At 44.2% G+C, this 26,507-nt stretch carries 31 protein-coding genes and 2 pseudogenes; 11 read left to right on the top strand and 22 right to left on the bottom strand.

Annotated elements, in window-relative coordinates:
• The first annotated feature begins 51 nt into the window (after positions 1 to 51).
• From CW370_RS11340 to CW370_RS11350, 3 genes are all read left to right on the top strand, one after another.
• Positions 52 to 465, top strand: coding sequence for a MarR family winged helix-turn-helix transcriptional regulator (locus tag CW370_RS11340; RefSeq protein ID WP_024571990.1), 414 nt, complete (start codon positions 52 to 54; stop codon positions 463 to 465).
• Between the two features lie 21 nt (positions 466 to 486).
• Positions 487 to 1,677 (top strand): MFS transporter, encoded by a 1,191-nt coding sequence (locus tag CW370_RS11345; RefSeq protein ID WP_003227769.1) that lies wholly within the window; start codon positions 487 to 489, stop codon positions 1,675 to 1,677.
• A gap of 410 nt (positions 1,678 to 2,087) precedes the next feature.
• The gene (locus tag CW370_RS11350; protein ID WP_024571989.1) at positions 2,088 to 2,372 is read left to right on the top strand and encodes an LCI fold-containing protein; all 285 of its coding nucleotides are present in this window, start codon (positions 2,088 to 2,090) and stop codon (positions 2,370 to 2,372) included.
• A 250-nt stretch (positions 2,373 to 2,622) separates the two neighbouring features.
• Here CW370_RS11350 and CW370_RS11355 read toward each other — a convergent pair whose 3' ends face one another.
• The 5 genes from CW370_RS11355 to CW370_RS11375 all read right to left on the bottom strand — a co-directional run bounded on the left by CW370_RS11355 (position 2,623) and on the right by CW370_RS11375 (position 8,362).
• The gene (locus tag CW370_RS11355) at positions 2,623 to 4,029 is read right to left on the bottom strand and encodes a right-handed parallel beta-helix repeat-containing protein (RefSeq protein WP_024571988.1); all 1,407 of its coding nucleotides are present in this window, start codon (positions 4,027 to 4,029) and stop codon (positions 2,623 to 2,625) included.
• 104 nt (positions 4,030 to 4,133) lie between these two features.
• Positions 4,134 to 5,606 (bottom strand): allantoin permease, encoded by a 1,473-nt coding sequence (gene pucI / locus CW370_RS11360; protein ID WP_024571987.1) that lies wholly within the window; start codon positions 5,604 to 5,606, stop codon positions 4,134 to 4,136.
• Between the two features lie 180 nt (positions 5,607 to 5,786).
• Complete coding sequence (locus tag CW370_RS11365; protein WP_032679938.1) at positions 5,787 to 7,145, bottom strand: MFS transporter; 1,359 nt, start codon at positions 7,143 to 7,145, stop codon at positions 5,787 to 5,789.
• On the bottom strand, positions 7,145 to 7,714 hold the full coding sequence (locus CW370_RS11370; protein WP_015251033.1) for a hydrolase: 570 nt from the start codon (positions 7,712 to 7,714) through the stop codon (positions 7,145 to 7,147). Before CW370_RS11370 ends, CW370_RS11365 begins: the two co-directional genes overlap by 1 nt.
• Before the next feature lie 183 nt (positions 7,715 to 7,897).
• Positions 7,898 to 8,362, bottom strand: coding sequence for a hypothetical protein (locus CW370_RS11375; protein WP_003244424.1), 465 nt, complete (start codon positions 8,360 to 8,362; stop codon positions 7,898 to 7,900).
• A gap of 281 nt (positions 8,363 to 8,643) precedes the next feature.
• Between CW370_RS11375 and amtB the strand changes: the two genes are divergently transcribed.
• The 3 genes from amtB (at position 8,644) to bcrC (ending at position 10,981) form a co-directional block, all read left to right on the top strand.
• Positions 8,644 to 9,858 (top strand): ammonium transporter AmtB, encoded by a 1,215-nt coding sequence (amtB, locus tag CW370_RS11380; protein ID WP_003227757.1) that lies wholly within the window; start codon positions 8,644 to 8,646, stop codon positions 9,856 to 9,858.
• Between the two features lie 11 nt (positions 9,859 to 9,869).
• Positions 9,870 to 10,220, top strand: a complete 351-nt coding sequence (locus CW370_RS11385) for a P-II family nitrogen regulator (protein ID WP_003221829.1) — start codon at positions 9,870 to 9,872, stop codon at positions 10,218 to 10,220.
• Between the two features lie 179 nt (positions 10,221 to 10,399).
• Positions 10,400 to 10,981, top strand: a complete 582-nt coding sequence (bcrC, locus tag CW370_RS11390) for an undecaprenyl-diphosphate phosphatase BcrC (RefSeq protein WP_024573494.1) — start codon at positions 10,400 to 10,402, stop codon at positions 10,979 to 10,981.
• Between the two features lie 40 nt (positions 10,982 to 11,021).
• On the opposite strand, the gene CW370_RS11395 is transcribed toward bcrC, so the two are convergent.
• A complete protein-coding gene (locus tag CW370_RS11395; protein WP_024573493.1) occupies positions 11,022 to 11,444 on the bottom strand; it encodes a VanZ family protein in 423 nt (140 codons plus the stop codon).
• 110 nt (positions 11,445 to 11,554) lie between these two features.
• Positions 11,555 to 12,427: a stage II sporulation protein spoIIQ gene (gene spoIIQ, locus CW370_RS11400; protein WP_024573492.1), complete on the bottom strand. Its 873-nt coding sequence runs from the start codon at positions 12,425 to 12,427 to the stop codon at positions 11,555 to 11,557.
• A gap of 141 nt (positions 12,428 to 12,568) precedes the next feature.
• Here spoIIQ and CW370_RS11405 point away from each other — a divergent pair, with 141 nt between their 5' ends.
• From CW370_RS11405 to CW370_RS21250, 3 genes are all read left to right on the top strand, one after another.
• Positions 12,569 to 13,060: a GNAT family N-acetyltransferase gene (locus tag CW370_RS11405; RefSeq protein ID WP_080262692.1), complete on the top strand. Its 492-nt coding sequence runs from the start codon at positions 12,569 to 12,571 to the stop codon at positions 13,058 to 13,060.
• Entirely contained in the window at positions 13,057 to 13,575 is a 519-nt protein-coding gene (locus CW370_RS11410; protein ID WP_029945994.1) for a DUF5362 family protein, read from the top strand. Before CW370_RS11405 ends, CW370_RS11410 begins: the two co-directional genes overlap by 4 nt.
• A gap of 158 nt (positions 13,576 to 13,733) precedes the next feature.
• Complete coding sequence (locus CW370_RS21250; RefSeq protein WP_032679935.1) at positions 13,734 to 13,865, top strand: hypothetical protein; 132 nt, start codon at positions 13,734 to 13,736, stop codon at positions 13,863 to 13,865.
• On the opposite strand, the gene CW370_RS11415 is transcribed toward CW370_RS21250, so the two are convergent.
• Complete coding sequence (locus CW370_RS11415; protein WP_015251026.1) at positions 13,862 to 14,296, bottom strand: YwnF family protein; 435 nt, start codon at positions 14,294 to 14,296, stop codon at positions 13,862 to 13,864. The genes CW370_RS21250 and CW370_RS11415 overlap by 4 nt on opposite strands.
• A 241-nt stretch (positions 14,297 to 14,537) precedes the next feature.
• Here CW370_RS11415 and cls point away from each other — a divergent pair, with 241 nt between their 5' ends.
• Positions 14,538 to 15,986 (top strand): cardiolipin synthase, encoded by a 1,449-nt coding sequence (gene cls, locus CW370_RS11420; RefSeq protein WP_003243311.1) that lies wholly within the window; start codon positions 14,538 to 14,540, stop codon positions 15,984 to 15,986.
• 20 nt (positions 15,987 to 16,006) lie between these two features.
• On the opposite strand, the gene mta is transcribed toward cls, so the two are convergent.
• The gene (gene mta, locus CW370_RS11425) at positions 16,007 to 16,780 is read right to left on the bottom strand and encodes a transcriptional activator Mta (RefSeq protein WP_029945993.1); all 774 of its coding nucleotides are present in this window, start codon (positions 16,778 to 16,780) and stop codon (positions 16,007 to 16,009) included.
• A 144-nt stretch (positions 16,781 to 16,924) separates the two neighbouring features.
• On the opposite strand from mta, the gene CW370_RS11430 reads away from it, so the two are divergent.
• Positions 16,925 to 17,308, top strand: coding sequence for a DUF5362 family protein (locus CW370_RS11430; protein WP_014478231.1), 384 nt, complete (start codon positions 16,925 to 16,927; stop codon positions 17,306 to 17,308).
• 34 nt (positions 17,309 to 17,342) lie between these two features.
• On the opposite strand, the gene CW370_RS11435 is transcribed toward CW370_RS11430, so the two are convergent.
• From CW370_RS11435 to CW370_RS11500, 13 genes and pseudogenes are all read right to left on the bottom strand, one after another.
• Entirely contained in the window at positions 17,343 to 17,984 is a 642-nt protein-coding gene (locus CW370_RS11435; RefSeq protein ID WP_003227736.1) for an NAD(P)-dependent oxidoreductase, read from the bottom strand.
• A 67-nt stretch (positions 17,985 to 18,051) separates the two neighbouring features.
• Positions 18,052 to 18,453 (bottom strand): Rrf2 family transcriptional regulator, encoded by a 402-nt coding sequence (locus tag CW370_RS11440; protein ID WP_003227734.1) that lies wholly within the window; start codon positions 18,451 to 18,453, stop codon positions 18,052 to 18,054.
• A gap of 134 nt (positions 18,454 to 18,587) precedes the next feature.
• On the bottom strand, positions 18,588 to 20,297 hold the full coding sequence (ureC, locus tag CW370_RS11445; protein ID WP_003243090.1) for an urease subunit alpha: 1,710 nt from the start codon (positions 20,295 to 20,297) through the stop codon (positions 18,588 to 18,590).
• Positions 20,294 to 20,668, bottom strand: coding sequence for an urease subunit beta (gene ureB, locus CW370_RS11450; RefSeq protein WP_003227726.1), 375 nt, complete (start codon positions 20,666 to 20,668; stop codon positions 20,294 to 20,296). Before ureB ends, ureC begins: the two co-directional genes overlap by 4 nt.
• Positions 20,665 to 20,982, bottom strand: a complete 318-nt coding sequence (gene ureA / locus CW370_RS11455; protein ID WP_024572850.1) for an urease subunit gamma — start codon at positions 20,980 to 20,982, stop codon at positions 20,665 to 20,667. Before ureA ends, ureB begins: the two co-directional genes overlap by 4 nt.
• Before the next feature lie 194 nt (positions 20,983 to 21,176).
• Positions 21,177 to 21,335 (bottom strand): annotated as a pseudogene (locus CW370_RS21255) (hypothetical protein).
• A gap of 264 nt (positions 21,336 to 21,599) precedes the next feature.
• Positions 21,600 to 21,812, bottom strand: a pseudogene (locus CW370_RS21260) (urea ABC transporter substrate-binding protein); the annotation flags it as partial.
• Between the two features lie 212 nt (positions 21,813 to 22,024).
• Positions 22,025 to 22,213 carry a stress response protein CsbD gene (gene csbD / locus CW370_RS11470; protein ID WP_003227718.1) on the bottom strand — a complete coding sequence of 63 codons (189 nt, stop codon included), beginning with the start codon at positions 22,211 to 22,213 and terminating at the stop codon, positions 22,025 to 22,027.
• A gap of 72 nt (positions 22,214 to 22,285) precedes the next feature.
• Positions 22,286 to 22,765, bottom strand: a complete 480-nt coding sequence (locus CW370_RS11475; RefSeq protein ID WP_014478240.1) for a hypothetical protein — start codon at positions 22,763 to 22,765, stop codon at positions 22,286 to 22,288.
• A gap of 155 nt (positions 22,766 to 22,920) precedes the next feature.
• Positions 22,921 to 24,054: a response regulator aspartate phosphatase RapB gene (gene rapB, locus CW370_RS11480; RefSeq protein ID WP_015251020.1), complete on the bottom strand. Its 1,134-nt coding sequence runs from the start codon at positions 24,052 to 24,054 to the stop codon at positions 22,921 to 22,923.
• 191 nt (positions 24,055 to 24,245) lie between these two features.
• Positions 24,246 to 25,271: a GTP 3',8-cyclase MoaA gene (moaA, locus tag CW370_RS11490; RefSeq protein WP_015483814.1), complete on the bottom strand. Its 1,026-nt coding sequence runs from the start codon at positions 25,269 to 25,271 to the stop codon at positions 24,246 to 24,248.
• 15 nt (positions 25,272 to 25,286) lie between these two features.
• Positions 25,287 to 26,075 carry a formate dehydrogenase accessory sulfurtransferase FdhD gene (fdhD, locus tag CW370_RS11495; protein ID WP_014481178.1) on the bottom strand — a complete coding sequence of 263 codons (789 nt, stop codon included), beginning with the start codon at positions 26,073 to 26,075 and terminating at the stop codon, positions 25,287 to 25,289.
• Between the two features lie 232 nt (positions 26,076 to 26,307).
• A complete protein-coding gene (locus CW370_RS11500) occupies positions 26,308 to 26,469 on the bottom strand; it encodes a hypothetical protein (RefSeq protein ID WP_003227706.1) in 162 nt (53 codons plus the stop codon).
• Between the last annotated feature and the right edge of the window lie 38 nt (positions 26,470 to 26,507).

A 26,507-nucleotide genomic window follows, 5' to 3' on the forward strand; every position in this document is an offset into this window, starting at 1 on the left:
AATGAAATAAGCAATTAGTTACTTAGGTAAGTTTTTTAGAAGGAGACCGACATGTCCTACGTCAACAGACACCTCATTCATCAAATCAACCAAAGCGCCCGCCTGATTGCCAAGAAAGCCAATGAACAGCTAGAGCCATTCGGCCTTTATTCATCTCAATGGTCAGTTTTATATTGTTTGCGTACGATCGGACCAATGACTCAAAAAGAGATTTGGTCCTATTTAAATGTGGAAGCGCCGACTGTGACTCGGACGATAAAACGCCTGGAGGAGAACGGCTGGGTTCAGAGACGGCAAGGTGAAGACAAACGGGAAAAACTTGTTGTCCTCACAAAAGAAGCCGAGAAAAAATACGAAGAAATCAATGTGAAAATGCTGAAATTCGAGGAAGAGCTGCTTGCTGATTTCCGGGATGAAGATAAAGAAGCTTTTTCTCATTTATTCCACATGTTTTTACAACAATGAAAATAAGGAAGTGACATACATTTGAAAAAAGCGGATGCGATATGGACCAAGGATTTTATTATGGTCCTGCTTGTCAATTTATTTGTGTTTGTGTTCTTTTATACATTTTTAACTGTATTGCCGATCTATACACTGCAAGAGCTTGGCGGCACAGAATCACAAGGCGGGCTTTTAATCAGCCTGTTCCTTCTGTCTGCGATCATTACACGGCCTTTCTCCGGAGCCATCGTTGAGCGTTTCGGGAAGAAAAGAATGGCGATTGTATCAATGGCGCTCTTCGCCCTATCATCTTTTCTGTATATGCCGATTCATAACTTTTCCCTGCTGCTCGGATTGCGGTTCTTCCAAGGAATTTGGTTCAGCATTTTAACGACTGTTACAGGTGCAATTGCCGCTGATATTATTCCAGCCAAACGGCGCGGTGAAGGGCTTGGATACTTTGCCATGTCTATGAACCTCGCTATGGCGATCGGACCTTTCCTTGGTCTGAATTTGATGAGAGTGGTAAGCTTTCCTGTATTCTTTACAGCCTTTGCGCTGTTTATGGTTGCGGGCTTACTTGTTTCGTTCTTGATAAAAGTGCCGCAAAGTAAGGACAGCGGTACGACTGTATTCCGTTTTGCGTTCTCGGATATGTTTGAAAAGGGCGCACTCAAAATTGCGACGGTCGGTTTGTTTATTTCTTTCTGTTATTCAACAGTCACATCATATCTGTCTGTATTCGCCAAATCAGTTGACCTTTCGGATATAAGCGGATATTTCTTTGTTTGTTTTGCGGTGACAATGATGATTGCACGCCCGTTCACAGGGAAATTGTTCGACAAAGTCGGACCGGGCATTGTCATTTATCCATCAATCCTGATTTTCTCTGTTGGACTCTGCATGCTGTCCTTCACACATAGCGGCTTAATGCTTCTGCTTTCAGGGGCGGTTATCGGTCTTGGCTACGGATCAATCGTTCCTTGCATGCAAACATTGGCGATTCAGAAATCTCCGGCTCACCGCTCCGGTTTTGCAACGGCAACGTTCTTTACCTTCTTTGACAGCGGAATTGCTGTAGGATCGTATGTATTCGGATTGTTTGTAGCATCTGCCGGCTTCTCTGCCATTTATTTAACAGCGGGGCTGTTCGTTTTAATTGCCCTGCTCCTCTACACGTGGAGCCAGAAAAAACCTGCTGAGGCTGAAGGAAAAGTGTCTATTGCAGAATAACTTGTCAGACTGCCGGGAAATCCCGGCAGTCTTTTTTCCATTAAAACACGGCGCCCTCTTAGAGAACGCCGCCAGCCTGAGGGAGCTATGGTGCTCCCTTTTTTCATGTCATAATAATTGAGATTCTTCAACACTAAATTAGCTTGTTAGAAACATATGTACTTTGAGAGAAAACACTTCTGACTCCTTCGTATCACTTCATTCAGAACCGTGACAATATGATTTACGTTCAAACTAAACTAAATCCTGTAAATTATTTTATAAGTGATAGAATCAATAAGTGAAACGGTGAGTATTGATTTATTAAAATTCCTTTTTATTACAAAATAGTATTTAAGACCCTTCCAATAGAGGGTTATCCCTCTTATAATTAAGATGTATTACAAAATTTGGGAATGGAGATGATTCACATGAAATTGAGAAGGACAATTACTGGAGTTGCTTTATCTTTAGGATTGCTTTTACCTGTTTCTGGACAAGCTCTTGCTATAAATGATTCAACGGATGGGGATATGCGTACGAAGGCTACTTCAATTGTAGATTGTTCTATAACTCCATTTAAAGGCGCAAGTAATAGATTATGTATGTATTCAGATAATGGCGTTTTTGCAAATAGTTTCGATCGTTTTGGTACTACATTTTACTTTAAAGGCAAAGCTGGAAATTATGCGTATTATGAAAGTGCAAGTAGATAAGACAACGGGGGCTTTTAGCCCCTCAGACTGAGAGAACATCTCGACAAGAGCGCAGCTTTGCAGCATGGGTTTCGCTACGGCCGATTGAGGGGAAAACAAAACGTAAGTGGCAAGTTCTTCTCCCATCTGCATGTCAGAACATGAAAAAGTTCATTCATCATACATGAGCTAAAAATAAAAAAATTGTAGAAAAACATGAGTTTCTCTACAATCTGACGGCGCTCTCTTAGAGAACGCCGCTTATGGCATATTATTCAATGACTTTCCGCGCAGGTGAATCAGGATCTAACGAAAAATCATAGGACGCTTCATCACGAAACATCGGGTCGGCATAAATGGATTGCTGATCGTTTTTTGTTGCTTTTCGATACGACGAAAATGAATCATATTCTTTCTTTTTCCACATCCATATGCCGTCTTGATCCGCTTCCTTGTGGTACACGTTATGATTGACCGTATTTCCTTCATTTTCTGTAAAATCGTTTCCGATAAATAATCTGGAATCACCGGCCGTCAATATATTCTTTTCAATTGTGTTGTTTTTCGTATCGTACTGCAGCAGCAGCTGTCCGCCGTACAGTCCCTTTGTGTCATTCCGGTACATAATATTGCGGGCAATCAGAGAATTGCTGGTGCCGCCCCGCTTTTTGTCATATCCTCCGATTGAAATACCGGTGTACGCATTGTTGTACACTTTGTTATCTGTGATCTGAATGGCATTTGCATACTTTCCTTTGTGTTCAGACGTTGCTTCAATCCCAATATCGTTATCGTAAACTGTGTTATTCTTAATTTCGATCTTGTGTCCTCCATCGACATAAATCCCGCCCGCTGAGTATTCATCTCCATAAGCAGGATTGCCGTAAGTCGAGTTTTGATAAACTGTATTGTTTTCTACGATTCCGTTTCGCACGTAATCGTTTTTATCCGCGGTTCCCTCATAACCAATTAGATCGATCCCGATGTTGTTATTGTTGCGGACCAGATTGCCTGCAACAGTGAAGCCGTCGATATTACCGTTCAGCACAACTGCTTCACTCGCTCCAAGCGTCAGATTCTCAACTGTATTGTCCTCGATTTGGATGTCTTTCATGCTGCCAGTCCCATAAACTGCGATTCCATGAGCATTTCCTTCATCCGCTGTTGTCTTAATCCCCCGGATGTGATTATCCTTAATGGCGATATGACTGCTGGAGCCTGATACATAAATCCCTATAGCAGTTGCTTCCTCAGATGAAACAGAAAGATCTTGAATCGTTAAACCGCTGATGGCAATGTCATGTTTATCGTGAATATGAATGAGCGGTGTCTCATATTTTGCGTTCGTAATGGATTCACCGCTAATCACGACGTTTTCATTTTCATAGTTTCGGAATGTGATAGGCTTTCCGTCCGTACCGCTGTGCTTTACATCAAGGGTCTCATGATACGTGCCCTCCCGAATTATGACAGTTGTGCCGGCAGCAGCCTTCTCAGATGCGTGTGCCAATGTACGAAACGGTTTTTCTTTTGTTCCTTCATTTTGATCACTGCCATTTGGCGAAACATACAGATAATCCCCAGATCCTTCCTCATTCGCTTTTGTCTTATCATAAACGAAAGCGAGGATGACAGACGTTAAAACACCCGCCAAAAGAATAAAATACCATTTTCTCATTTTCGATTCCCATTTCGTTTTAGAATAGATTTCTAAAACAATTATAAATGTTCTATTTATGGAAAACCATTCAAAAATATGAAAATATACCGTCTAAATAGATCTTATTCAGCCTGGCTGACCCGCGCATGTTCAACCGTTTCAATTGCCAATGATGCAGGCGGGTGAACACGCATCAGAACAATGTAGAAAAGAAAGGAGATTAGCACACCTACAAACCAAGAAATATCGTATAAGCTTTTCAATGCAGGAACATACATGCCAATCAGCGAAATCAGCGCTCCTAACATTGTGGCTGCAAACGCACGGTAATTGTAGCCCTTCCAATACACATACCGTCCTGTTTCGGAATACAGGTCATCTACCGAGAGCTCACGTTTGCGAATGATAAAATAGTCGGCCATCATCACGCCTGCCACCGGTCCAAGCATGCCGCCTATTAAGCCAAGAAACGCATACACGCTTGTCGCGCTCTCCATCAGCTTCCATGGAACCGTAAATAAAGCGAGCAACGCTGTGATAAAGCTGCCACGTTTGAAATTGATATATTTCGGCAGGGCATTCGCTATATCATAAGCGGGCGATACGATGTTCGCCGCGACATTTACAGAGATCGTGGCGATGCAGAGTGTGATCACGGACAAGACGATGACATAAGGGTTATCAAACCGCGCCAAAATATCGACAACATCCCAAATCGGCTCTCCGAACGCGACCTGCGAGCCGGAGGTCACCGTAATACTTGCGAATGCGAAAAGCGCAAACGTTCCCGGCAAGCCGTAAAATTGTCCTTTGATTTGCTCTTTTTGTGTTTCAGCAAACCGTGTAAAATCAGGTATATTTAAGATCAATGTCGCCCAGATGCCGATGATGCCAGTAACTCCGGCAGCAAACGGCCAGAATGTTTCTGAAAACGTATGAAACTTTCCTGGTTGAGAGTATATCGGCCCCAATCCTCCGGCAATATCGACGGCCCACCATACCATGCCGCCAAATACCAGATACACTAAAGGCCCTGCCCACACCTCAAAACGTTTAATCGACTCCATGCCGTGATGCAATACGAGTAAATGAATGGCCCAAAAGAATACAAAGGAAAGCAAACCAGACAAGTGAATGCCGAGGATGTTCCACTCGCCGCCAATTTCTCCCCAGCCTGGCCACATATTCAAAAGCAAAATGTTCAGTGCCGTGCTACCCGCAAAGGTCTGGATGCCAAGCCACATGATAGCTGTAAACGCCCTTAGAAGCGCCGGGATATTCGCGCCGTATATCCCGTAAGAAGCCCGAATGATCACGGGAAACGGCAGCCCGTATTTTGTCCCCGCATGGCCGTTTAAGGCAAGAGCGCCAAATAGGATAAGTGATGCCGTAATAATGATCGCCAGCACCTGCCAAGGCGAAAGGCCGATCGCAATTAATCCTCCCACGGTCGCGTAGGTCGGTATGTTATGTATACATCCCATCCAAATGGAGGCAAAGTTCATTGCTTTCCACGTCCGTTTTTCCTGTCCCAAAGGCACCAGATCTTCATTGCTCAGCCTGTTGGATTGCTGCTGACTCTCTTTTAATTTCATAGCCGGCTCCCCTTTCCATATTGTCTATATGTCGTCACATGTTATGTTTTTTGACATTAGATGTCACTTAATATAACTGAAAGGTCAGACAATAACACTGGCTATGATATACAATTTTCCCGTTTGTATTTGAACAGCTTAAACAAGAAAAAGAGACAGACCTCAGAGCCCGTCTCTTTCTTAAGATGCAGTTTTCATTAATGCAGCAAATCTCACAGCCATTAACAGGCTTGCTCCGCCCGCTATGATCATAATGATTCCCATCATATCAAAATGGGCTGCCGTGATTTCTTTACCAAAAAGAATGCCAAGGATCACCGAAGACAAAATCGATCCTAGGTAACGGCAGGTTTGAAACAGGCCTGAAGTCGTTCCTACCATGTTGGAAGGACTCGTTTTCAGCATCGCTGCCTGAAGCGCGACATTTCCCAGTCCGTAGCCTATACCCAAGAGCGATAGAATGAGGCCTTTCCCAATGGTCTCGACATTGATAAAAAAGATGGTTAAGAGCACGGCTCCAGCCGTCATCAAAAGCGCTCCCGCAAAGATCGGTTTGACGACACCAGATCGGTCGATCCATTTGCCAGTTAAAGGTGACACAACGATGCTCATTCCAGACATAAACAGCATAAACAGGCCGCTCGTTTGAACAGAAAGATGCATTTCATCCTGAAAGTAACTTGGCAGACCAAAAAATAAACAATAGAAGAAAACATTCAGTAAAATAAACTGAACATACACGGCTGACAGGTTTCGCTGTGTTTTAAACAGACGGACATCAATAAACGGCTTATCCGTTTTCAGCTCGCGCCAGACAAACGCACAGAGCAGAAGCAAGCCAAGCACACCTTCAACCGCATGCGGCGACGTGCTGAACGACAGCAAAAAGGATAGAAGGAAAATGATTCCCCCGGCAAATAAAACAATTCCAAGAATGTCGAGCTGCCGAATAATGGTTTTGATTCCCGCCCCTTTTTTCTGATCTTTCGGGAACATATACAGGCCCAATAAGAAGCTGAGGATAATAAACGGCAAATTAACGATAAAGATCGCCGGCCAGCCTCCCCATACAATCAAAAACCCGCCGACTGTCGGCCCCAGCGCCGTCATGGCGGACGCAAATATAGAGAGTACAGCCAAGGCTGAAGCTTGGCGCTCATGAATATGATTCCGAATCAAGCCGACACCTGACGGATAAATCGCACTGCTCCCCACCGATTGAAACAGCCGCATGACCAATAATGTCATAAACGTCGGCGCAAACGGCGCCCCGATGGCAGAAATCGCAACAAGAATAAGCCCGAATAAAAACAAGCGTTTCCGCCCAATCAAATCACCGAGCTTTCCCGTAACCGGCTGTGCCACGGCACTCGCCAAGTAAAACGAGGAAATCAGCCAGGAAACCGTTGTAAACGAGAGGTGAAACTCATGCTGGATGCTATGGAGCGCAAGAGAGATCATAGACGAGTTCAGCGGATTCAGCATTGTTCCCGAAGCCACCGCTGTTAAAAAAACAGCCCGGCTTTTTTTCGATAACATCATTTCACTTGTTCCAGAAACTCTTCCGTCGTTCGCGATTTACCGATTCTCGGGAAAATAAAGCGCAGTGTGGCTTCATGCTCTTCATCGCTAAATGTGGACATGGCATCTGTAATAAAAATCTGCTGATAGCCAAGCTGAAATGCCTCCCGTGCTGTGCTTTCCACCCCGATATTCGTTGCGATGCCGCACAATACAATCGTATCAATGCCGCGGCGTCTGAGCTGCAAGTCTAAATCTGTGCCAAAAAAAGCACCCCATTGCCGTTTTGTCACAGTATAATCGCCATCCTGCACACCGATTTCCGGAACAAATTCGGCCCAGTCCGCCGGCATTTTCCCTGAACCTCCCTGCGCAGGCTCATCCGTTTGCGGCTTCAGGGCGTCCGCTCCATCATGAAAGGCTACATTTACAAAGCTGATGAACCCGTTATGTTTCCGAAATTCATCTACGAGCTTTTTCGCGTTCGGGACAACCTGGCCGCTTTGATCAATCGGCACAATTCCCTTTTGTAAATCAATGATAACCAATGCTGTTTTTTGAAAATCAATGTTGAGTGTATTCATCATACGTCTCCTCCTGATACTGTTAGTGTTTCTCACATTGCATATTTTACTCTTCACACTGCCTAAGTTCTTTTATGATGCTTGTGAAATTCTCAGAAGGAGCGTTTTCTCATGATTTTTCTTTTATGTAGTAGTAACAGGTTGTGCATACGAACAAACCGGCAAGCACAGTAATCATAAGGGGCGTCATCGCTTCATCACCTGCCTGCTGTCTATCGGTTCCTGCCTGAAAATGCCCATGAATTTGCGGCGGTCCATCCAAAGCAGGATAAGACACATAACCATTAATATCGTGCTAAGATCCTGCACGCCAATATCAAAACAATAGTTAATCAAGACGATGTTCACAATAATGGGCATAAAAATAACCGCCCCTAATGCAGCCGTTCGCGGAATCAGTAATAAAACAGCTGCCAGGATTTCACCAAAACCTATAAACAGTTCATAGACATGAGAATAACCGAAAAATGTCCACGCGATCGTAAACCCCTTCCCGGCAGCCGCCTCGATTTCAGGCGTCACCTCGCCAAACTGGCCAATTACCACTTTCGCCAGACCGTACACGAAAAAATTAAAGGCTAAAAACAATCGGAACGTCGCGGGAATCGACTTGCGTACCGCTTTCCTCAGCCTGCCGCCTTTATTCATCATACATCCCCCTCAGTGTATTATTTGATATAGTACACTTAATACAGTATAGAGTATTCTAATTAATGTCAATTCCCTTTTCAGCTCATATGAATAGCTTCTTTTATAGATACAAAGTCTTATATCGCAAAAAATGCCATTCTCCTTCCTTTCCGTCCCTCGATAACATTCCTTAAAAACCATGTCAGGAAATCTTACATGAAAATGTTTTATCATTCTTTTTTCTCTATAATGAAGAAATATAATAATTGCTTTTTATTCTGAAAGATACGGAGGAATGAGACATGCAAATGGGCGATACAGTTTTTATGTTCTTTTGCGCTTTACTCGTGTGGCTGATGACCCCGGGATTAGCGTTATTTTATGGAGGAATGGTAAAGAGCAAAAATGTGCTGAGCACTGCCATGCACAGTTTCTCTTCCATTGCCATCGTTTCCATCGTTTGGGTGCTGTTCGGATATACACTTGCCTTCGCACCAGGCAATTCAATCATCGGCGGGCTGGAGTGGGCCGGCCTCAAAGGGGTCGGATTTGATCCGGGAGATTACAGCGATACCATCCCCCACTCGTTATTTATGATGTTCCAAATGACGTTCGCCGTTCTGACTACAGCGATTATTTCCGGGGCCTTCGCAGAGCGGATGCGATTCGGCGCTTTTCTTTTATTCTCGGTTTTATGGGCCTCTTTGGTTTACACACCTGTAGCGCACTGGGTATGGGGCGGCGGCTGGATCGGCCAGCTTGGAGCGCTCGATTTCGCCGGCGGCAATGTTGTTCATATTTCCTCCGGTGTGGCAGGACTTGTTCTTGCCATTGTGCTCGGCAAACGGAAAGACGGCACAGCGTCTTCTCCGCATAACCTCATTTACACCTTCTTAGGAGGAGCTTTGATTTGGTTCGGCTGGTTCGGCTTTAACGTCGGCAGCGCTTTGACTTTAGATGGTGTAGCCATGTACGCGTTCATCAACACAAACACCGCGGCTGCAGCCGGGATCGCCGGCTGGATCTTAGTAGAATGGATCATTAACAAAAAACCGACAATGCTCGGAGCGGTATCTGGCGCAATCGCCGGGCTTGTCGCCATTACGCCGGCTGCCGGATTTGTCACACCGTTCGCTTCCATTATTATCGGCATCATCGGCGGGGCAGTTTGTTTCTGGGGAGTATTCTCGCTTAAAAAGAAATTCGGATACGACGACGCGCTTGACGCCTTTGGCCTGCACGGGATCGGCGGCACATGGGGCGGAATCGCAACAGGATTATTCGCAACAACCTCTGTTAACTCAGCGGGCGCAGATGGGTTATTTTACGGTGATGCAAGCTTAATCTGGAAACAAATCGTCGCCATCGCCGCCACTTATGTTTTTGTATTTATTGTCACTTTCGTTATTATTAAAATTGTAAGCCTCTTCCTTCCCCTTCGCGCAACCGAAGAAGAAGAGTCACTTGGGCTTGACTTAACGATGCACGGGGAAAAAGCATATCAAGATTCTATGTGAGGAGTGACGCTATGAGCGGTCAAATGTTCAAGGTAGAAATTGTAACGCGTCCGGCAAATTTTGAAAAGCTGAAGCAGGAACTCGGAAAAATCGGAGTGACCTCTCTGACTTTCTCCAATGTACACGGCTGCGGCCTTCAAAAAGCACATACGGAGCTCTATCGAGGGGTAAAAATAGAAAGCAATGTATACGAGCGTTTAAAAATAGAAATTGTGGTCAGCAAGGTTCCTGTTGATCAAGTGACTGAGACCGCTAAAAGGGTGCTGAAAACGGGATCACCGGGTGACGGTAAAATATTTGTCTATGAAATCAGCAATACGATCAACATCCGCACAGGCGAAGAAGGACCTGAAGCACTTTAATATCGGTACGAGATTCGGACACTCCGGATCTCTTTTTTTGTGCACAGAATCCCCCAGAAACCGCGATTCCTCTTCGAATTCTCTTCAAGCGCCGTTATTTCAGACAATCTCTATTTTTATTTGAAACTTTTCATGAGTAAGATTAGTCTACTAAATATAAAAATGTAAAAGGTGATTATTTGAACTACGAAATTTTTAAAGCAATCCATGGACTATCTCATCACAATTCAGTTCTCGATTCCATTATGGTCTTCATCACGGAATATGCCATTGTCGCCTATGCCCTTATCCTATTGGCAATCTGGCTGTTTGGGAACACACAAAGCAGAAAACATGTGCTATACGCAGGCATCACAGGAATTGCAGGCCTTGTGATCAACTATTTGATTACGCTTGTTTATTTCGAACCGCGCCCGTTCGTTGCGCATACAGTGCATACACTGATTCCGCATGCTGCGGATGCTTCATTTCCAAGTGACCACACGACAGGTGCATTAGCGATTTCTATTGCGATGCTTTTCAGAAACCGCAAAATCGGCTGGCCGCTTGTCATTTTTGGGCTTTTGACAGGCTTTTCGAGAATTTGGGTGGGACATCACTATCCGGTAGATGTATTGGGCAGCCTCGTTGTCGCCATCATTATCGGGTTCCTTTTCTTTAGATTTTCAGATCTGCTTCGCCCGTTCGTCGATTTGGTCGTGAGGATTTATGAAACCATTATCAATAAACTGACGAAAAAACCAACCGATCAAAATTTCTAAGAAAGACAAAAGCCGGCGTCTTTAACCAAGACAGCCGGCTTTAATATTTCTCATACATCTCTTGTTTTCTTCGCTTCGCCAACACATATAAACCATAAAACAATCCAATACCAACAGCATCGATGAGCACATCCCGAATACAACCGTTCCTGCTGAAGAAGAGCTGAAGAACTTCTGTAAAAAAAGCAAACGCAAATGAGCCGGCTGAAGCTGATCTTATGCTGCCCCGCTGTTTCCACAGCAAATATGTCAGCACAAAGAAGGAAAACGCATGTCCGATTTTTTGAATAAACGCTTCAGGGACAGTAAGCTCAGTAAAATCCATAACTAAAAATTGAGACAGATCAGGGTGCGGCTGAAAATGAAAAGCCACCGTTTGCGATACGACCATGCCGCTGAAGCTTTCCGTACAGACAGAAAGCAGGATAAAAAAGATCCAGCCTGCGAGCAATAGGCGGTTCATGACATAACCTCCTTTATAACGTACGTGCCTACATGTAACTACATAGACGGTAAAACAAAGCAAAAAGTAACAGAAAAAAACGCCCATCACAAGGATAGACGTTTTCTTCATTAAGACTGTTCAGTGTCTTCTGTTGTGCTGCTTTCTTTGGAACCAGATTTGTCAGTTGAATCATCCTTTTTCTCACCGGATTTTTCTTCTGTTCCTTTTTCAGTTGATCCGTCCTTTTTCTCGGAAGATTGCTGAATGGATTCTTCTGTTTCTTGGGTGGCAGCTTTTTCTTCAGCAGCTGCTGCTTTTTCAATAGAAGAAACTGGTTTGTCCATAAAGTTTAACGGATTCATTGCGACCCCATCTTTACGGATTTCAAAGTGTACGTGGTTTCCGCTGTCTTCACTGTAAAGGTTCTTGCCAGATTTTCCGATCACTTGATTTTGTTTTACTTTGTCACCTTGCTCAACGCTTACTTCGGAAAGAGATTGATACACAGTCGATAAACCGTTGGCATGTTCTACTTCCACAACATATCCCAGCACTGGATCTTTTTCAGCTTTAACAACCGTACCGCTCAGAGAAGCAGAGACATCGAAATCTTTCCCGTCTTTCTCAGCTAAGTCAATTCCTTTGCTTAGGCTGTACGTGTTATTATAGGTAACGAGTGCTGCTTCTTTCTCTTCTTTTGCGGCATCGGTTTCATAGAACTTTTTCACAACAGAAACGTTTTCAGAATCAACAACTGGCATTGCGACATTTTCCATTGACTTTCCTACTTCAACTGCATCGTCGTTGTTGTCATATGCGGAGTTTCCGCCGTTATCAGCCAACTGATCCTTTACCTCATCATTTGATACTGATTGATACCAAAGGACAGCTGTTAAAATGACGGCCGCACTGACTAAGTAAATTGCAGGGAACACCCAGCGTTTACGAAAAAACTGCTGAAGTTTTTTGACTTGAGAAGTTTTCTTTTCTTCCTCTCTCATTGTTTCATCACCTCAGCAACATTCTGAACACTTTTCTGAAAATATATACACCTATCCAAAAAACTTTTTTAGATGTAGTTTGCGCAGACTGTTACGAAAATATGTCATTTTTTTTGAGAGGAGTGCCAAAAACGTATGAACATGACATTGCGCCTTGCTGAAAATAAAGATCTAGAAGCTGTTGTTGCGATTTATAATTCAACGATTGCTTCTCGAATGGTAACAGCCGATACCGAACCGGTAACTCCTGAAGACCGGATGGAATGGTTTTTGGGACATACAGAGGCACGTCCGCTCTATGTGGCCGAGGACGAAAACGGAAACGTCGCTGCCTGGATCAGCTTTGAAACATTTTATGGAAGGCCAGCCTATAATAAAACAGCGGAGGTCAGCATATACATTGACGAAGCATGCCGCGGCAAAGGCGTTGGATCATATTTGCTTCAGGAAGCGCTCCGCATTGCCCCGGATCTTGGCATTCGCTCACTTATGGCCTTCATTTTCGGGCATAATAAACCAAGCCTGAAGCTGTTTGAAAAGCACGGGTTTGCAGAATGGGGACTATTCCCCGGCATCGCCGAAATGGACGGAAAAAGATACGATTTAAAAATTTTAGGGAGAGAGCTTTCATGATTAGTCTGGATAAAGATGAAAACGAAATTGAAAATCATAATGAAGAAAATAGCCTCGTTGAAGAGGAGACTGCACCTGTTGAACAGGAGACCCGCCAGCTGAGCGCCTCTGCTGTCAAGTCGCTATCCGACATTGCCAAGTGGGGCAAAATTTCTGGCATCTTGTTAATCATTATGGGATCGCTTGTCACTCTGTCTGTTTTGATAACAGTGATTGGCGCCATCCCGGGCGTGCTGCTCATTATATCAGGCGTATTTTTGATGCGCTCAGCAAAAGCAGCCGCGGAAGCCGAAGGAAATCTAGCCGGCAGCGCTGGCGAAAGCATGCTTGAAAATTACGGGACATTTATAAAAATGCAGCTGTTTTATGCAGCATCCAGTATCTTTACTGTCCTGATCGGGATCATTGTAGCCATTTTCGTGCTGGTGGTAATCGGCATTGCTGCTTTTGAGAACACGCCTTCGTATGATGATCCGGATTCTTATTATTATGAGGATGATCCGGTGTTTGAATAATGATGAGACAGGACAGGGCATGAGTTCCATATAAACGGAACCATGCCTATTTTATTTGACTATTCAAAGCAGGCCGGCGTAAACACCAAATCCTGAAGCAAGCATACAATAGACATCTCTAGTAGTGGAAATCAACAAAGCAACGCTGTTACCCAGAAATGAATATCAAAAAAACGGATGAAGTCGGAATCAATCCGAAACCGCACTTTTTATTTCGGGTGTCTGCATGCAAAAAAACACACCCGGATCGTCTGGAAAATCCCAGAAATCCGGGTGCAGCTCTTCTTTAATACATTTTTTTGCGTCTGTCTTCCTCAGTCAAAAATTCAACAAAACTCCGCATCGCAAAAGGCTCTTCCTTTATTTGTCGTGCGTAGGAGCTTTTCCGCTCTTCTGAAAGGATTTCGCTCTTTTTGATCCTGTTCAGCATATAGATGTGAACCGTTTTTTGGATTTGTTTATGCTGATAGCCTGCCTCTTTAAAAAATGCGAGACCGAGCGCCGCCAAAATGGCGAATATGCCTGCGCTGATCAGGGACTCCCTGTCAGCTGAAGCATGAAATAGAAAAGCAGCTAAATTAAAGAGAGAGAATGCAGCAAGCGGAATAGCAAGAAAACGGTAAATGACGGTTTTTTTCATGAAAGGCTGTACGGCCTTTTGAATTTTTTGCATTTCTGTTTTGATGAACCCCGGCATTTGTTCGACTCTGTAAAAGTTCATATAATCCTCCCCCTTTATTTGATGTTTCAAGCTTCACGAACGTTACATATGTGTTTATTTTAACGCAGGTGCAAGCTGGTTTTAAAGAAATCTGCCCGTATTTTTCACGAAGAATCTGGATCACCGCTCTTTATTCTTTTAAAATGTGAGTGTTATAATTTGTAATGGGAATCAGATCACTGTTATTCATGGAATACTAATGGCAATCTTCTTGATAAATATGAATGAGCGGGGTTACAAAGTGAGTATTTCTTCCATCCTTTTATCACTTTTTTTCATTTTAAATATTCTTTTGGCCATCATTGTCATCTTCAAAGAACGGCGCGATGCCAGTGCATCTTGGGCGTGGCTGCTTGTTCTTTTCTTTATTCCCGTTTTAGGCTTTATTTTATACTTATTATTCGGCCATAATCTCAGACGCAAGCATTTGTTTCAATGGGAAGACCGGAAAAAGATTGGAATTGAAAGGCTGCTGAAGCATCAGCTTGAAGATTTAGAAACCAAGCAATTTCAGTTTAACAACCGGGCAACCTTTGATAACAAAGATTTAATTTATATGCTGATTATGAATAACCATGCTGTGTTTACAGAGGATAATTCAGTTGACGTCATTACAGATGGACGGGATAAATTTCAGCGGCTGCTGAGTGACATTTCAAAGGCTAAGGATCATATCCATTTACAGTATTATATTTATAAAGGCGATGAATTAGGCAAAAAATTGCGGGACGCTCTCATCCAAAAGGCGAAAGAAGGTGTTCAGGTCAGAGTGCTTTATGATGAACTCGGGTCCAGAACGCTGAGAAAAAAGTTTTTTAAAGAGCTTCGCGAGGCTGGCGGGCATGTGGAGGTCTTTTTCCCTTCAAAGCTCAGGCCGATTAACCTGCGGCTGAATTACCGGAACCATCGAAAGCTTGTGATCATAGACGGAATGACCGGTTATGTCGGAGGCTTTAACGTCGGAGATGAGTATCTAGGGCTTAATCCGAAATTCGGTTATTGGCGGGATACGCATATCCGGCTGCAAGGAACGGCCGTGCACGCCATCCAAACACGGTTCATCCTTGACTGGAACCAAGCTTCTCATCACCATACGCTGACATATATTCCAAATCACTTTCCTGATTACGGCCCAAAAGGCAACGTCGGGATGCAGATTGTCACAAGCGGCCCTGATTCGGAATGGGAACAAATTAAAAATGGCTACATCAAAATGATTTCGAACGCCAAGCGTTCCATTTTGATACAAACACCTTATTTTATCCCAGATGCAAGCCTGCTGGATGCTTTAAGAATCGCTTGCCTTTCGGGCATTGACGTTAACATTATGATTCCGAACAAGCCTGATCACGCCTTTGTATACTGGGCAACACTTTCGTATATCGGCGATCTGCTGAAAGCCGGAGCCACTGTCTATATTTACGATAACGGCTTTATTCACGCGAAAACCATCGTGGTGGATGACGAAATCGCTTCAGTCGGCACAGCGAACATTGATGTCCGAAGCTTCAGGCTGAATTTTGAGGTTAATGCATTTATTTACGATATCACCATTGCTAAAAAACTGGTTTCAACTTTTAAAGAAGATTTGCTAGTATCCAGAAAATTCACCTATGAGGAGTATCTGCAGCGCCCGTTGTGGATTCGAATAAAAGAATCCGTCTCGCGGCTGTTGTCGCCGATCTTATAAGATGCGCAAACCCCCGGCCTTTACGGCCGGGGGTTTTCCTGATGGTCACAGTAAATGATGATCGCCTCCCGCAAAAAAGCGGCAAGACCTTCTCCATATTGATTGATTGAATCGGTAAATCGCTCGTCAGTGATATACACTTCCCCGAGTCCTCTGAAAATGTCGAGTGTGCAATCGTAATGATATTGGCAAATATGATCGCGAAATGCCCCCACTGCGGCCTGAACCTCTGCATCATCGGGCCCATGCTTCATTCGCGCCGCAATTCGTCTGTAAATCGAATCAAATTCAGCCATGATCGTGCTCCAATCATCTGCCGAGTATGCAGATGTCCTTTTCTCTGTTTCTTCTGCGATTTCCTTTCCATACAGCTTTCTGACTTCATCAGCGTATGTCTGCTGGTGCTCTTCAATGTCTTTCATGCTTAATCCGGCAAATAAATCCCTCTTATTCATCGTTTCCCCTCCATCAACGGACAAAAGCGTCCTGTCAATTGTTTGAATCATCTCATCCATTCTTTGTTTTTTCTTCATCAATATCTCCTTTTGCGACTGAAGTGCCGCTTTCCGGTCAAAATTCGGATGATCCAGCATCTCTTTAATTTCATCCAAACGAAACCCGATTTCCTTGAAAAATAAAATCTGTTGCAGTCTTTCCAGATCTGCGTCACTGTACAAACGATACCCAGCATCAGTAAGCGCTGAAGGATTCAGAAGCTCAATATTGTCATAGTGATGAAGCGTCCGAATGCTAACACCTGATATCTCCGCCACTTGTTTAACTTGATATTTCATACATAACACCTCCTCTTTTTTATCGTAAACAATCACGCAACGTTAGGGTCAATCCCCAAAATGTTATTTTCTATATACAAAACTTCTCACAAATAGTGTATAAAAGAAAAGTGAGTATTTTTTTGTAAAGGGGAGCCAGTATACATGAATCCTGAAACAATGAACAAAACCCTCATCAGCATTTCGAAATGGGGAAAAGCTACAGGCATTTTATTTATTATTATGGGCGCAATTACCGCGCTTTCAGGCGCGTTCATTTTTCTAATCGGTGCCGTGCCAGGCGTACTGCAAATTATTTCCGGTATCTTTTTGATGAGGTCAGCTAGGGAAGCAGGCCAAATGGCTGAACACAATAGCGGACAGTCTGAAGACTTAATGCTGGAGAATTACGCGAAATTCGTAAAGATGCAAGGGATTTATTTGATCGTAAGCATTGCTGTATCCATTCTTGCGATTATCGCCTTCTTCATCTTTTTAATGCTTGGGATTGCTGACGGCCTTTTCAGCGATACGTACAGCACTTATTAATGAGAAAAACCCGGAGCTGGCTCCGGGTTTTTTATTATTCCGCTTCGCTTACCACTGTGAAGCGTTCATTTTTGTGTTCGGGATGTTCAAGCTCGTCCAACACGGCAATGGCATAATCTGCATAGCTGATATAGCTGTCGCCTTTTGCATTTACGATGACATTGTCTTTTCCTTTTTGGTAAGAGCCAGTCCGTTTTCCTGCTGGATCAAAAAATGCCGCAGGACTGAGGAACGTCCAGGAAATGGAGTCTGTCTGCTGCAAATCTTTCAGGTTCTCGCCTTGATTTGATGCGGTTGGCAAATATTCTTTCGGAAATTCCGGCGTATCCATTAAACGGGTTGTTTTGGCTTCATCAACAAACAGGCTTCCCGCTCCGCCAACAACAAGCAATCTTGTGTGCTTCGCGTCCTTTAAAATGCTGATGAGTGCTCTTCCTGCTTCAACATGAAGATGTTCTTGGCCGGGTGCTGCTCCAAAAGCGTTTACGACCGCGTCGAAAGGCTTGATGTCTTCCGCAGTCAGTTCAAACACATCTTTTTCCAAAATCGCTACGTCTTGCTCCTGCACTTTTGAAGCGTTTCTGACGATGGCTGTCACTTCATGGCCTCTTTTTTTCGCTTCTTTCAAAATCTCGTTTCCCGCTTTCCCACTTGCGCCTATAATACCAATTTTCATTTTTCATTTCCTCCTTATTTGTAACAATTTTAGTTACATGTTAGCGGTGAGAAGTCATCCCTTTTGATTAAAAGAGATGATTCATAACATCTTTTAATGACTTGCTCGCCAGTTCATTTTCCATCGCTCTTTGCACACTTTCAAACGTTTCATCCAGAGCGTTCTGAATTTTTTTCCCTACCGGACATTTCGGATTCGGGTTTTCATGAACCGCAAAGAGTTCTTCTTGCTTTTGGACAGCCCGGTACACTTCTAAAAGAGAAATATCAGCAGGATCTTTTTTGAGGCTTGCACCCGGCACCCCGGCGCGTGATGTGAGAATATCAGCTTTTTTCAGCAGGCTGATCATTCTTCGCACAACTACCGGATTCGTGTTGACACTGTCAGCAATGATTTCTGAAGATGTTTTTTCATCCATCGAGATGAGGGATAAAATATGAATGGCAACAGCAAGACGGCTGTTAATCATGTTTTTTCACCACCGTTGTAACTATAATAGTTACATTTGATTCGTTTGTCAACATCTAATATACACTAAATACATGGGTTTTGTGCACCGTTTTTAGTCAATAGAACGGCCGGATGCACTCCGGCCGCGTCTTATCAGAATAAGAAATATCTTTGTCCAAGTGGGACATAATCGACAGGCTGGCAAGACAACTCCTCCCCGTCAGCAAAGACCTGATAGGTTTTTGGATCAATCTCAATCTTCGGCAAAGCCGAATTCAGCTTCATATCCAGCTTGCTCAGCTTTCTGATATTTTTGACTGGAGAAATCCTTTTTTCCAGCCCTAAGCTTTCCGCCACACCACGCTCTATGCTTGCCTGAGACATAAATGTAATCGAGGTTGAGCGGTTGGCTTTTCCGTAAGACGCATACATTTGGCGCATGAAAACCGGTTCAGGAGTCGGGATGGACGCGTTCGGATCTCCCATTTGCGCACGTGCAATCATGCCGCCCTTTAAGACCAGTTCCGGTTTTACGCCGAAAAATACCGGGTCCCACAGAACGAGATCAGCAAGCTTCCCTTTTTCCACCGAGCCGACTTCATGGCTGAGCCCGTGCGTAATTGCCGGATTAATCGTGTATTTGGCAATGTACCGTTTTGCGCGCACATTGTCATTTCCGTTTTCGCCGGCAAGAGCGCCGCGCTGTTTTTTCATTTTATCGGCTACCTGCCATGTTCGGATAATCACTTCACCGACCCGCCCCATCGCTTGGGAATCCGATGATGTCATGCTGATCGCACCGATATCATGGAGAATATCCTCCGCGGCAATCGTCGCAGCCCTGATTCTGGAATGGCTGAACGCCACATCTTCAGGCACTTTCGCATCTAAATGGTGGCAAACCATCATCATGTCAAGATGCTCATCCATCGTATTAACGGTATAAGGAATGGTTGGCGTTGTAGATGACGGCAGAATGTTCGCGTAAGAAGCGAGCTTCATAATATCCGGGGCATGGCCGCCGCCTGCACCTTCAATGTGATAAGTATGAATGACCCGGTCCCCGATCGCGTCGAGCGTGTTTTCCAAAAAGCCCGCTTCGTTAATCGTATCGGTATGGATGGCAACTTGAATATCAGCCTCGTCCACAACTTCCATACACGTTTTAATGGCGCTTGGCGTCGTGCCCCAGTCTTCATGAAGCTTAAGGCCGATGGCGCCGGCTTCCACCTGCTCGATCAGCGGCGCTTTATCGGATGCATTCCCTTTTCCTAAGAAACCGACATTGATCGGAAACTCCTCGGCCGCTTCCAGCATCCTTGCCATATACCACGCGCCGGACGTACAAGTTGTCGCTTTGCTGCCTGTTGCGGGTCCTGTTCCGCCTCCCAAAAGGGTCGTCACACCTGAAGAAAGCGCAACTTCCATCTGCTGAGGACAAATAAAATGAATGTGCGTGTCCACTCCCCCGGCTGTTAAAATTTTGCCTTCACCGGAAATCACCTCTGTCCCCGCTCCGATGACCATGTGCGGATCGACTCCATCCATGATATCAGGATTTCCGCTTTTTCCGACACCAACAATCCGGCCGTCTTTCACACCGACATCCGCTTTGACAATGCCTGTGTAATCCAATAGCACGACGTTGGTGATAACCAAATCCAAAGCGCCGTCCTTCCCTGTGATTCTGCCGTTTTGGCCCATGCCGTCGCGGATTGTTTTTCCGCCGCCAAAGATCATTTCTTCACCGTATACTGTAAAATCCTTTTCGACTTCGATCCATAAATCCGTGTCGCCCAATCTGATTTTATCGCCCGTTGTCGGGCCAAACAGTTCCGCATATTCCTCCCGTGACATTTTCATCGGATTACACCCTCCATCCAGCCGGCTTGTTTTAAGTTGGCCAACGTTTTTTCTTTGCCGCGTTCATCGATAAACGTGTCGGCCATTCCGTTCAGCCCTCTAATTGTCTTGCGTCCTCTGATTTCCACTAGTGAGACCGTTTTCTGCTCTCCCGGCTCAAAACGGACCGACGTGCCTGATGGAACATCAAGACGCATGCCGATCGCCAGCTCACGGTCAAATAATAAAGCCCCGTTGGCCTCCGCAAAATGAAAATGCGAACCGACTTGAATGGAGCGTGATCCGGTGTTTTTTACCGTTACCTCCCGTATCTCACGGCCTTCATTAATCGTAATGGTTCCCTCAGCAATTTGAAATGCTCCCGGCTTCATGACTTCACCTCCGCAGAAATTGGCTGATGTACCGTAACAAGCTTTACTCCATCCGGAAATGTGGCCTCCACCTGAATGCTGTCCAGCATCTCAGGCACACCTTCCATCACATCTTTTTCCGTTAATACATGGCGGCCGGCTTCCATCAGCTCTGCTACTCCCTTCCCATCACGTGCGCCTTCCATAATAAAGCAGGTGATATAAGAAGCAGCCTCAGGATAGTTCAACAGAACGCCCCGCGCCTTTCGCTGTTTGGCTAATTCCCCCGCTGCAAAAATGAGCAATTTTTCTTGTTCAACCGGTGTCAGTTTCATCTGTAATCCTCCTTCTTTTGTCATATAAAGCGGATGCGGTTACTACGAATTTGTGGAGCATGCAGGCGGGACATCACCTCCCTTTCTTCGAGAATGGGGGTCATACGGTAGGGTGCCTTTCAAAGCGGCATGCCGTTTCTTCATCAGCCTTGCCATGGTCAACAACCGTTCCCCTGTCGATTACAGAAAGATAGTCAGCACAGGTTAACGCGTTTTCCAGACTGCGCTCGACTAAGATAACAAATGTCTTTTTTTCTGGAAATTTCTATAATAACTTATCTGACTAGTTCGACAATTAAAATCTGAATTCCTTCCAATTGTTCATTAAGTAAAATATTTTTCGGATTTACCATCAGCGCTCTGGCGATTGCAAGCTGCTGCTGAGACCGCCTTTTCGTTTTGAACAAACGTTTGATTAAAACAAATAGCCCCCCTGTTTAGCCGGAAGCAGGCCTATGAAGTGGATTGGCCGACTCCATTTCGGCCTAATACAGCGACAATCTGCCCCGGGTGAACCTCCATGTTGAGGCTGTGCTAAACCATCGATTGATCATAACCAGACGTTACATTTCTGATGGCAGCCCGTTGTTTTGCTCCGCAACCGGAAGCATGCATGGAGGCCAGTCTGAGGCGCCGTCCTCCACGATACCGAGAACCCGACTATTGCCATTAACTCCGCATCATGGACGGTCACTTCGCTGATCGCCACCGTTCGGCTTAACGAGTGAAGAATCCCGGCCTTCACTGAATCCCGCTTGTGTCGATATTAACTGTTTTTTCGCACTCCCGCTGGCTTCCGACACTTTCTTCGGTGCAGTACATTCCGTCATCAAAACCCCTTTGTTTGATTTCCCCAAATGATGTTATAAAACTTTACAACTTATGTCATTATTATATAGAAGAGGCCTATTAATTCAAAGAATATTTAAAAAATTTAGTTACCTTGACCAAATCAGCTTCTTTTTTTGTTATATTTAGTCACATCAGAAAAAGCGAACAAAAAAAGACAAGAAACATTTCGTTTCCTGCCTCTTCCGTACGATTAATCTTTATCTGAAAATTTATCCTTGGCTTTCCCGATATCCTTTTGGATTTCGCCTTTTGCCTTATCTTTTTTGCCTTCAGCCTGCATGTCCGTTCTGTCAGCCATATCTCCGACTTTATCCTTCACTTCTCCTTTGGCTTTATTGAAGCCGCCCTTCATTTTGTCTTTTACACTATCGTTACCCATGTTAATTCTCCCCTCTCAATTATGTGTGTACTTGTTACCTTCCCGATCTGAGAGGCAATAAACATTCTAATGTTATTTATCGATTTCGTAGCGCTCTCCGTAACGGAGCACCTTGTATATCGCCAGCCCGTCTGATGACTTTTTCTCTGAATATCGGACCGGCAGCAGGGCAAAAAACACATAATACGTAGAAAAATAGACAAACTGATAGAAAAACACATTCGGCTTTAATACACTGTGTAAAATCAGCAGATTGATTGCAAAAATCGTGATGAGGTTAAACAAGCAGCCCCCTGCATACACGAGTGCATTTGAGAATCGATTGTCAATTTTCAACTCCCCGTACCGGCAAAAAGAATCGATAAAATAAATCGTTCTGAACCGTATGGGTCCAATTTTAAGCAGCGTTTTTCCCATGCCTATATCCAACGATCCCTTTCCGCCAAAAATAAAAGCCATAAAGCTGTGCCCTGAAACATGTATAATCTGTACAAGCGGCAGAACAATGAGGAAAGACCACAGAAACTTCACCATATCATTAAAACCAAACATTGAATTCCCCCTCACATGCATATCTGCATCCCAAAACGGCTTTTGTTCAAAAAACAGTGCTGTAGCGATTTTTCCTGTTCTCCCCGGAAATAAACGTTCCGATGCTCCCCTTTTTTTGCATATAAAAAAACCATCTGCCAGCAGATGGTTTTGTCTCATACTTCATATAAACAATCGTTCCTTTGAATCATCTCTCTCATGCTGACCGCTTTTTCATAAAAATACACCGCTTCTTTATATTGTTCGCGATGACTGAAATAGGAGGCAGCATCTAAAGCAAATTCTTCAATATATACATACAGGCCCTTTTCTTCCATATAATCAAATACTTCTTGAATCATATCCAAATTGACAGATTCCACATATAATGCCTGCAGAAATTTATATTTTGCCAGACTGAAGAAGTCGTTTCGTTTTTGGGCAATGGCAATCCCTTTTTCATAGTACCGTATCGCAGCTTCGCTATCTTGTTTTTTGAAAAGAACGCGAGTCAGGCTGAAGAGCGCTTTTGGAAGCTGTTCCAGCTGATAATCCTCGAAGACAGGAAGCGCTTTTTCAAAGTATTCGGCGGCCTGATCCAGCTCCCCCTTGTCATCATAGCAATTCCCGATATTATAAAGGGCTGATCCGATCAAACGGGGCTGTCCTTCCAATAAAGCAAGGCGATACGCGTCATCTAAATGTTCAAGCGCTTTTTCATAATTTCTGTAGTCTATGTAGTTTCCTGATATGACGAAATGGCATTGAATTCTTCTGACTCTGTAAAAATCGTGAGCCTTATACGTCTCCAGCGCCTGTACGGCGTGGTTCATGGAAAAGTGCGTCTGCTTCATAATATAAAAGACTTCCGCCACTTTAAAATGAAATTCCGCTCTTTCAATTTCATCTTCTACAAACGCAAGCATCTTCTCAGCTTTCCGATAAAAGGATATAGCCGAGATGTAATTGTTCTGTTCAAATTCGTACATTCCTCTAAACAAGTGAAAATAATACTCAGATAATCCGGAGATGCTGTCCTGATTGCTTTCCAGCGTTTTGATCAATTCACGATATTGAAGCTGAGATTCCTCGTGCAGGTCAGGCTTTACATAATCCAGCATAATTTGGTGCCGGTAGCTGATCAGCTGATAATACAGGAGAAGCAGCTGATCCTCTTCCATCTGTTCTATATCTAGATCAATTTCTTCCTTCAGCTTTACGGCATCAGCCACTTGAAATGCTAAAATGTGCTTATACCACTTATTGATTTTCACTCCTACTTGAGATGACGGGATCTCGTACGCGGCCATGCCCCTCCAACCCTTTCTATTTTCTAATTGGTTATATTTTATCATAATGTATGGCTTTGGAATTAAATTTTCTTACAATGATTCCTTCTTTATGCCTATCCTTATATATTTCGGTTTTTATACGTATTTTTTGCACTCGGATTCTAATAAAAAAGCTTATCGGACAGTGCCGATAAGCTTTTGACTTCAAATTAACCGCCAATATAAGACATTTCCACTTTCTTTTTGCCAGATGCTTTTGATAGCGTACGATCGACTGAATACTGATCAATCCGATTTTTCCATACTGTCCCGATCATTTCTGATAGTTCGTCATCACTTAATTCCTGGCGAACCGGAGCTCTGAGGTCAAATCCGCTTGAAGCGAATAAGCAGGTAAACAGCTCTCCTCTCGCAGAAAGACGGGCTCTGTTGCAAGATCCGCAGAACGCATCAGATACAGATGATATGACGCCGATTTCTCCGGAGCCGTCCAAGTAGCGGAATCTGGAAGCCACTTCGCCTATATAATTAGGCGCTATCGGCTCAACCGGCATGTGTTCATTGATCAAATCTATGATTTCCGCCTTTGTCATGACGTCTTTCTTTTCCCATTGGTTGGTGTTGCCTACGTCCATAAATTCAATGAATCTCAGGATATGCCCTTTTTCTTTAAAATAACGGGCCATAGGCAGTATATCTTTTTCATTGACGCCCTTTTGAACGACCATATTGATTTTAACACCGAGCCCTGCTTGCTTCGCCGCTTCAATGCCTTCCAGCACCTTGCTGACAGAAACGCCACGCCCGTTTATCTTCTTAAAACGCTCGTCTTCTAAAGAATCAAGGCTGATCGTAACCCTTTTCAACCCAGCCTCCTTGAGCCTCTTTGCATAAACAGGCAGCAGTGATCCGTTTGTCGTCATCGCGATGTCACGAATACCCGGTATGCGGGCCAGTTTTTTGATTAACTCCGGCATATCCTTTCTCATGAGGGGCTCTCCGCCGGTCAGGCGGATTTTTTCAACGCCAAATCTTGTGACAAACAATGTCGCAAGCCGTTCCAGCTCCTCAAATGAAAGCAGCTCCTCTTTCTTTAAAAAAGGATAATCCGGGCCGAATAATTCGGCGGGCATACAGTACGTGCATCGGAAGTTGCAGCGGTCTGTAACAGAAATGCGAAGGTCTCTCAGCGGTCTGTTTCTTTTATCCAACATCTGACGCGACTCTGTAATCATAGCTACAGCCCCTTCCTATCCCCTGATTCTCTCAGGGTGTGTATATACATTAAATGATCCGTTTCTGACAAATCCAATCGCTGTGATATTCAATTCTTCAGCCATTTGAATCGCAAGCTCCGTCGGGGCCGATTTGGAAATGACAATCGACACGCCGATTTTGGCCGCTTTTAACAGGACCTCTGATGAGATTCTGCCGCTGAACACAATCAGTTTGTCGCGTACGGACATACCGTTTAGAAGGCAGTGTCCGTATAGTTTATCAAGTGCGTTGTGCCGACCGATATCTGTGCGCATCAACAGAAGCTTCTCTGTGTCGCAAAGCGCCGCATTATGGACGCCTCCCGTATCCTGAAACGTCCCGCTCCCTTGCTGCATGTCTTTCATAAGCGCCAAACATGCCTCAGGTGATATCTTGATTTGGCTGACAGCCGTCTTGGCTGTTTTGACATCCTGCTGAAAATAAAAATGACGGCCCTTTCCGCAGCATGAGCCGATCACCCGTTTCGTATAATCCTTTTGATCCAATGTCTCAGGGTGAACGAGGTCGACATATACAAAACCGAGACTTTCATCTATTGTAAACCTTTTAATTTCTTTTTGAAATCGTATAACACCCTCTGATGCGAGAAATCCGATGACAAGCTCTTCGATATGCTCAGGCGTACAAACGAGCGTCACAAATTCACTGCCATTCAGTATCACTGTCAAAGGGAATTCTGTCACCATCCGGTCTTCTACTTTGCTTATTTCCCCTTGTTCATAGCGCCATACATCCCTGACCGCAGTTACTTTATCGTTCAATGTCTCTTCCCCTCCGCAATGTTCCTGCCTTTATATTTTTTCACACTCCTCGGATTTTGTCGAATTCTGAGACACAAAAAGAGCCCTCTATATAAAGGGCTTTCACAGGATGTGATGACGGCGGTGTTTAGGCAGGGCGCCTAAGCATTTAGCCGCCGTTCCTTTTATAACACGTGAGCACCAATGTGCATTGACAACGAACGCGGGGTTTGTCGACACTGTATAAAGGACTCTATGTTTGATTATGCTGATTCTTTTTCAGAACCGTAAACAGCACAATAGCTGCGATCAAGGTGAGAATGCTGACAAAAAAGAAGGCTGCCAGTTTTAGAAGAACACCAAGCAATATGAATGCAACGGTGGCTATAAGAAAAATCATTCCGAATAATTTCATATGTTCAACCCCTTTTTAGGGTATCATTCCCGCCCAAA

Source organism: Bacillus sp. SN32, assembly GCF_002837495.1.
In the GTDB taxonomy this organism is placed as follows: Bacteria; Bacillota; Bacilli; order Bacillales; family Bacillaceae; genus Bacillus; species Bacillus subtilis.

Bases quoted from the DNA above. Each gene is read 5' to 3' on its own strand.
- CW370_RS11340 (WP_024571990.1), top strand. From the start codon at position 52: ATGTCCTACGTCAACAGACACCTCATTCATCAAATCAACCAAAGCGCC.
- CW370_RS11350 (WP_024571989.1), top strand. From the start codon at position 2,088: ATGAAATTGAGAAGGACAATTACTGGAGTTGCTTTATCTTTAGGATTG.
- CW370_RS11355 (WP_024571988.1), bottom strand. From the start codon at position 4,029: ATGAGAAAATGGTATTTTATTCTTTTGGCGGGTGTTTTAACGTCTGTC.
- pucI (WP_024571987.1), bottom strand. From the start codon at position 5,606: ATGAAATTAAAAGAGAGTCAGCAGCAATCCAACAGGCTGAGCAATGAA.
- CW370_RS11365 (WP_032679938.1), bottom strand. From the start codon at position 7,145: ATGTTATCGAAAAAAAGCCGGGCTGTTTTTTTAACAGCGGTGGCTTCG.
- CW370_RS11370 (WP_015251033.1), bottom strand. From the start codon at position 7,714: ATGATGAATACACTCAACATTGATTTTCAAAAAACAGCATTGGTTATC.
- CW370_RS11375 (WP_003244424.1), bottom strand. From the start codon at position 8,362: ATGATGAATAAAGGCGGCAGGCTGAGGAAAGCGGTACGCAAGTCGATT.
- amtB (WP_003227757.1), top strand. From the start codon at position 8,644: ATGCAAATGGGCGATACAGTTTTTATGTTCTTTTGCGCTTTACTCGTG.
- CW370_RS11385 (WP_003221829.1), top strand. From the start codon at position 9,870: ATGAGCGGTCAAATGTTCAAGGTAGAAATTGTAACGCGTCCGGCAAAT.
- CW370_RS11395 (WP_024573493.1), bottom strand. From the start codon at position 11,444: ATGAACCGCCTATTGCTCGCAGGCTGGATCTTTTTTATCCTGCTTTCT.
- spoIIQ (WP_024573492.1), bottom strand. From the start codon at position 12,427: ATGAGAGAGGAAGAAAAGAAAACTTCTCAAGTCAAAAAACTTCAGCAG.
- CW370_RS11405 (WP_080262692.1), top strand. From the start codon at position 12,569: ATGACATTGCGCCTTGCTGAAAATAAAGATCTAGAAGCTGTTGTTGCG.
- CW370_RS11410 (WP_029945994.1), top strand. From the start codon at position 13,057: ATGATTAGTCTGGATAAAGATGAAAACGAAATTGAAAATCATAATGAA.
- CW370_RS21250 (WP_032679935.1), top strand. From the start codon at position 13,734: ATGAATATCAAAAAAACGGATGAAGTCGGAATCAATCCGAAACCGCAC.
- CW370_RS11415 (WP_015251026.1), bottom strand. From the start codon at position 14,296: ATGAACTTTTACAGAGTCGAACAAATGCCGGGGTTCATCAAAACAGAA.
- mta (WP_029945993.1), bottom strand. From the start codon at position 16,780: ATGAAATATCAAGTTAAACAAGTGGCGGAGATATCAGGTGTTAGCATT.
- CW370_RS11430 (WP_014478231.1), top strand. From the start codon at position 16,925: ATGAATCCTGAAACAATGAACAAAACCCTCATCAGCATTTCGAAATGG.
- CW370_RS11435 (WP_003227736.1), bottom strand. From the start codon at position 17,984: ATGAAAATTGGTATTATAGGCGCAAGTGGGAAAGCGGGAAACGAGATT.
- CW370_RS11440 (WP_003227734.1), bottom strand. From the start codon at position 18,453: ATGATTAACAGCCGTCTTGCTGTTGCCATTCATATTTTATCCCTCATC.
- ureC (WP_003243090.1), bottom strand. From the start codon at position 20,297: ATGAAAATGTCACGGGAGGAATATGCGGAACTGTTTGGCCCGACAACG.
- ureB (WP_003227726.1), bottom strand. From the start codon at position 20,668: ATGAAGCCGGGAGCATTTCAAATTGCTGAGGGAACCATTACGATTAAT.
- ureA (WP_024572850.1), bottom strand. From the start codon at position 20,982: ATGAAACTGACACCGGTTGAACAAGAAAAATTGCTCATTTTTGCAGCG.
- csbD (WP_003227718.1), bottom strand. From the start codon at position 22,213: ATGGGTAACGATAGTGTAAAAGACAAAATGAAGGGCGGCTTCAATAAA.
- CW370_RS11475 (WP_014478240.1), bottom strand. From the start codon at position 22,765: ATGTTTGGTTTTAATGATATGGTGAAGTTTCTGTGGTCTTTCCTCATT.
- rapB (WP_015251020.1), bottom strand. From the start codon at position 24,054: ATGGCCGCGTACGAGATCCCGTCATCTCAAGTAGGAGTGAAAATCAAT.
- moaA (WP_015483814.1), bottom strand. From the start codon at position 25,271: ATGATTACAGAGTCGCGTCAGATGTTGGATAAAAGAAACAGACCGCTG.
- CW370_RS11500 (WP_003227706.1), bottom strand. From the start codon at position 26,469: ATGAAATTATTCGGAATGATTTTTCTTATAGCCACCGTTGCATTCATA.